This window comes from Bartonella sp. AP58NXGY, assembly GCF_042195785.1.
GTDB lineage: Bacteria > Pseudomonadota > Alphaproteobacteria > Rhizobiales > Rhizobiaceae > Bartonella.
Genome location: NZ_JBHIOY010000065.1, coordinates 1 through 1,479 on the forward strand (window position 1 = coordinate 1; position 1,479 = coordinate 1,479).

Below are 1,479 nucleotides of genomic sequence, written 5' to 3' on the forward strand. Positions count from 1 at the left end.
ATGAAAATTGTAGCGACGTCTTTTGTCAATAAAGGCGCTGAAACGACCAATTCAGACCAACAAAATGCCACCCATGATGGGGGGGCGCATATTTTAGCACGGGATGGTTTGCGCATTGATGTGGGCAGTTTTGAGAATGTTGATGGTCTCATCTCTACGCAAGGAGCAGTCAATGTTGTTGCAGACAGTGTGACACAGGCAGGACGCGTGGAAGTTGAGCGTGGTGATCTTCAACTCACGAGCCACGGTGATTTAAGCAATAGCGGTACGATAGAAAGCAATGGCAAAATAGCTTTGCATGCGCAAACCAATCTCAAGCAAACAGGGCGCATTGTTTCCAAAAAGCGGATAGAGCTTTCCAGCGATGGAACATTAACAATGGGTGAGACAAGTGAAGTGGGCGCCTATGATGTCGCATTGAGTGCAGGCACCCTTACGAATGCGGGACGTGTGGAAGCGCAAGGTGGGGAGCTTCGTCTCAACAGCCATGGTCTTTTAAGCAATTTCGGTACCATGGTGGGGGGGGTTGTTGATGCAAAGCTTGGTTCTTTAGCCAATTCAGGGCAGCTTTTAGCCAATGGAGCTTTGAGGGTTGTCGCAGAAAAGCATGATCCATCTCTGGAGCAAACCGCTCTTGTTTTAAATACCGAAACTGGTGTTCTCAAAAGTGGTGGCGCTTTTGTTTTGACGACAGATGCGTTGAACAATGCCGGCAGCCTTGGTTCCAGTGGTGATGCGGTTGCCCTCAATGTGAGCGGAGATCTGAGCAATAGCGGGCTGATTTATGCCAAGAAATCCGCAACGCTTTCCTTGGATGGTTCTTTTCTTAATCAGCATGGCGATGTCATTGCCGAAGATAATCTCATCATTCGCGGTTTAAGAGGAGAGCGTGCTGGTCATGTGATCAACAGTTCGGGGCTTTTAGAAGCCGTATCCGGTGATATGAGCTTTGATGTCTCAGCTCTCACCAATATGCGTGAAGGTGGGGTGGAGGTGACCGATAAAGTGTTTTCTCACAGGTTCGTTCCAGGAAGATGGGAAGGCACCAATGTTAAACATCAGCAGATAAAGGAAGATGTTGATACGACAGTCATTCGTCAGCAGGCACATTTTACCAATAATGCGGCACAGATGTGAGTAGGACATCATCGGACAATTAAGGCCGGTGAGATCCGCAATAGCGAGAGCTGGATTGCGGCCAATGGCAACAGGGAGATGCATGGCGATACGCTGCTCAATGAGGGGCGTGATTTAATCGAAACAACCAAGATTGTGACGACAACACATCGCAGGAAGAAACATTGTACTGTTGCGAATGGAGGATGTAAGTGGGGAGGAATAACGTATTTTGGCAGTACAACCGATACCAAAACAACCACGCGCACCTATGATGCGGTTTATGGCACAATTGAAGCGGGGGGAACGCTTGATGCGAAGGTGACGGGCTATATTAACAATCATGCGGTGCGTGAGGGCGTA

At 48.5% G+C, this 1,479-nt stretch carries 1 pseudogene; it reads left to right on the forward strand.

What is annotated here, in order from left to right:
- A pseudogene (locus ACFINC_RS09410) lies at window positions 1-1,479 on the forward strand (filamentous hemagglutinin); the annotation flags it as partial.